The organism is Frankia tisae, assembly GCF_025403405.1.
GTDB lineage: Bacteria > Actinomycetota > Actinomycetes > Frankiales > Frankiaceae > Frankia > Frankia tisai.
Map to the genome: position 1 here is coordinate 1 of NZ_JANEZT010000470.1, position 4336 is coordinate 4336.

A 4336-nucleotide genomic window follows, 5' to 3' on the forward strand; every position below is an offset into this window, starting at 1 on the left:
CCACAGCTTGCCCTCGGCTCGACGGACCCCCCGCCCCACCTGACGCGCAGCGCGGACGGCCTACCGGCCACAGTCGACCCGGGGCCGACGTGCGGGGGAACAGGCGTTCGAGTAAGGCGCGCTGGGCGGGACGCGGACTCAGACGGCGACGGAGACCGGTCGCCGCGGCGGCGGGCCGGCGGCCAGCCGAGCGGCGTAGCGCCCGGCGGCGACGCTGACATCGAGGGGAATCCCGAAACAGTCGGACAGGCGGGGCGCGGTGAGCACCTCTGCCGCCGGGCCCGCGGCCCGCACCTGGCCGCCGCGCATCAGCAGGGCGTGCGTGATCCCCACCGGGATCTCCTCGACGTGATGGCTGACGAGAACGCTGACGGGCGCCGCGGGGTCGGCGGCGAAGCGGGTCAGCCGTCGCAGCAGCGCCTCACGGGCCCCGAGATCAAGCCCGGAGGCGGGCTCGTCGAGCAGGAGCAGCTCCGGGTCGCTCATGAGCGAGCGCGCGATCAGCACCCGCTTACGCTCGCCCTCGGACAACGTCCCGAACCGCCGGTCCCGCAGCTCCCGGCAACCGAACTGGGCCAACAGGCCGGCGGCGCGGGCGAGGTCGACGTCGTCATACGGCTCGTCGCCGCGACCGAGCACCGACCAGCCGGCGGTGACCACCGCGTCGAGCACCCGCTCGTCCGGGGGCGGCGTCTCGACCAGCGCCGGGCTGACGACGCCGACCCGGTAGCGCAGCTCGAGGAGGTTCACCGTGCCCAGTCGGTGACCGAACAGGTCGACCGCGCCCGAGGTCGGGAACAGCCGGCCCGAGGCCACCTGCAGAAGGGTCGTCTTTCCGGCGCCGTTGGGGCCGAGGATGACCCATCGCTGACCGGGAAGCACCTCCCAGCCCACATTCCGCAGAAGGTACGACCCATCCCGCACGACATTGACATTGTCGAGCCGCAGCACCGCGTCCGGCATGACGCTCACGTTACGCGACATGTGCCCGACCGGTGCCGCCAGGATGGCCCGGCCCCGACACACTCGCCATGCGCCGCCCGGCCGGGCGGCCCGATCACGGCACGACCGGACCGGCGGGCGGCGAGGTCACCAGGTCGACCTCCGCCCAGACCACCTTGCCGTCGGGGATCGGGCGAAAACCATGCCGCACGGCCAACCGGGAGACCAGGTCGAGTCCGCGCCCGGCTTCGTCGTCCGGCGAGGCCTGCCGGCGCCGGGGCAGTCGGCCGCCGCCGTCGGCGACCTCGACGACGGCTCGGTCACCGAGCCGCCGCAGCCGCACGGACAACGGCGGCCGGCCGTGACGCACGGCGTTGCTGGTCAGCTCGGACAGGACCAGGACGACGGTGTCGATGATCTCGGCGGGCAGCTCGGCGTTCTCCAACGCGAGCCGGCACTGTGCCCGCACGGCGTGCAGCCCGGTCGGCCCGTCGACGGTGACGTCGAGCAGTGCCGGCCCGGTGGTCGGTTCGTCGGGCAGGCGGGCGATCAGCAGCGCCGCGGCGTCGTCGGCGGGCGCCGGCTGGCCGTCGCGGCCGAGCCCGGCGCAGGCCGCGGTGGCCAGCGGGTCGAGGTTGTCGGCGGGTGCGTCGCTGTAGCGAGCCAGCACGGCGGCGAGATCCGAGACGCCGGCGTCGACGTCGCGGCCACCCCCGCGGACCAGGCCCGCGGTGAACAGCGCGATGAGGTATCCCCGCCCCAGCCGGACGGTGTACTCGGTGGCGTCGGCATGCCCGGCCGGATCCCGGCGGACCTCCCCGAGCGGGGAGCCGACCGCCATGTACAGGCGCGAGACGAGACCGTCCGGGGCGACCACGAGGGGCGGCGGATGGCCGGCGCTCGCCAGCGTGAGCACACCCGTGTCGAGCTCGGCGATCGCGTAGATGCAGGTTGCGACCTCATGACCCGGCATGTCCGCAACGACGCCGTCGAGCAGCGCCAGCACCTCGCCGGGTGGCAGGTCGAGGCGGGCGCAGGCGCGCGCGGCGGCGCGAAGCTGGCCCATCGCGGCACTCGTGCGCAGTCCCCGTCCCCGGACCCCGCCGATCACCAGGGCGGCCCGGCCCGCGCCGAGGTCGATCACGTCGAACCACTCCCCGCCGGCGTCCCCCTCGGCCCCGGCGGGCAGGTAGCGCGACGCCACCTGCAGTCCCGCAGGCACCGTCGGTGCCGCGCCACGCAGGGTCTCGTGCAGCTCCGCCGCGCCGTCACGCGCGCTGCGCTCCCGTTCGATGCCTTCCAGGGCGACCCCGGCGCGCGCGGCGAGCTCGGTCAGGAAGGCCAGATCGGCCTCGACGAACGGGGCCCGGTCACCGGCGGCGGTCAGGCTGAACACGGCCGCGATCCGACCGACCCGCACCACGGGCAGCACGGCCGTCGTGTGCGCGCCGACCTGACGGATCCAGCGCGCGAGGTCGGACGGCGGCTCCCAGCCGAGCGCCGCGTGGCTGACGACCTCCCCGACCCCGCGGGCCGCGACCTGGCTGATCGGGTTCGACGGGGAGGCAAGCGCCGCGATCCAGGCATCCGTCGAGGGCGCGGCACCGGCCGCGGCGGAACCCGCGACGACCAGGGGCCGAAGCTCCGGGACGGCCACCTGCCCGCCCGTGCCGGCCTGCCCGCTCTCGGTGGCGGCGCCGGCCTCGCCCATCGGCTCGGGGTGGCCGGCCGGCTCGGTCTCGGCGGGCTGCTCACCGCCGTCAATGATCGGGCCCGCGGGAGGCACGAGCGCCGGGCGGGCTGTGACCAGATGGACCACGCACAGATCCGCGATCTCCGCCGCGATCAGCTCCGCGACGGCACGCAGGGACCTTTCGGGAGCATCGGCCGAGGTCACGATCTCGGTGGCCCGAGCCAGCAGGCGCAGCCGCCGGTCGGCGCGCTCTCGAGCCTCGCGTTCCTCGTTCGTCGTGGTGATCGCCGCCTGCGCCTGCGCCGCATCGGTCACGAGCCGCTCATGCGCCCGGGCCCGCTCCAGCGCACGGGCGGCGGCCGCGGCGAGGCCACTCAGGTAGGCCCGATCCGCGGCGGTGAAGGTCCGCGGGGCCGGGAAGGCGAAGGTCACCACGCCGAACGCGGAGCCGTCGAGGGCGACCAGCGGCAGCATGGCCCACGCCTGCTCACCCGTCGCCACCGCGGCGTCGGCAAGATCGGAGACGGGCCAGCGAGCGAGCAGTTCCCCCCGGTCGGCCAGGAACAGGGGCCGGGCTCCCCGCACCACCTCGGCCAGGGGATGAACCGCACCCAGTGCCACATCCGGCCAGGAGCCGGGCCGCTGCGGCGCGTCGCCACTCGCCTGGGCAAAACGCAGCTCGAGGCGCCGATCGTCGACCAGCGCGACCCCACGCCCGGCCGCCCGCGCCGCCTGGCCGCCAACGTCGAGGATGGCCGCGACGACCTCGTCGACCGTGCTGGCGCGGGCCAGCGCGACGGAGAACAGGCCGCCGGACTCGGCCCGCTGCGAGGCGGCCTCGGCCTGTTCGACGGCCGCCTCGGTCCGCCGATCGGCCTCGGCCCGGGCCGCCTCGGCGGCCCGTTCCCCGGTGAGGTCACGGATCACGCCGAGCCACTCGACCGGCCGTCCATCGCCCGCCGGGCCGGTGCCGCCCGCCGCCTGCCCACCGGCGGCATCCACCGCGGATCCCGGTCCGGACACCGGCAGCACCCGGGCGGTGACGACGCGCTCGGCACCGCCCACGCCGGTCGGCGCGGAGATCCGGAATTCGGCCTCGAAGGCCTCGCCGCGCTCGACCGCCCCGCGCCACAGCCGCGCGACCCGGTCCCGGTCGACCGGATGCACCCCGGACAGCCAGCCGCTGCCGGCCAACGTCCCCGGCTGCTGGCCGGTGGCGGAACGCCAGCCGGGCAGGTCGACGTCGAGGGCGCCGTCGGCCGCCGCGTGGAAGACGTCCACGCCGGCGGCATCGACGAGCCCGCGGTAACGCGCCTGCGCCCGCAGCCGCTCCCGATCGGCGATCTGCCGACCCGTGACGTCCAACGCGACGAAGGACACCCCCACCGGACCGAGCTGCGGATCGGTCACCGGGAACCAGCTCGCCAGCCAGGTCAGCGGCGTTCCGGCCGGGCCCGCGACGCCCACCTCCAGGTCCACCACCGCCTCGCCGGTGCGCAGTACCCGGGCCAGCAGGGCGTCGAGCTCGGAATCGCTGTCGCCGAGCACCTCGGACGCGGTGCGGCCCAGGTGGTCCCGGGCAGGATCCGGCGCGGCGCGGACCGCGTTCACGTAGAGCGGATCGTGGATGAGCTCGATCAGCTCGTCGGAGGCCAGGGTCGGGGTGGTGATCCGCAGCCCGGGGGCGTCGAGGACACCCAG

General features: G+C 75.7%; 2 protein-coding genes. Both read right to left on the reverse strand.

The features are described 5' to 3' along the window. Positions 1 to 138: 138 nt before the first annotated feature. Positions 139 to 963, reverse strand: a complete 825-nt coding sequence (locus NBZ85_RS28240) for an ABC transporter ATP-binding protein (RefSeq protein WP_261560113.1) — start codon at positions 961 to 963, stop codon at positions 139 to 141. A 94-nt stretch (positions 964 to 1057) separates the two neighbouring features. Beyond that, positions 1058 to 4336: SpoIIE family protein phosphatase (locus NBZ85_RS28245; protein WP_261563014.1), on the reverse strand; the 3279-nt coding region annotated here is incomplete at its 5' end.

Bases quoted from the DNA above. Each gene is read 5' to 3' on its own strand.
- NBZ85_RS28240 (WP_261560113.1), bottom strand. From the start codon at position 963: ATGCCGGACGCGGTGCTGCGGCTCGACAATGTCAATGTCGTGCGGGAT.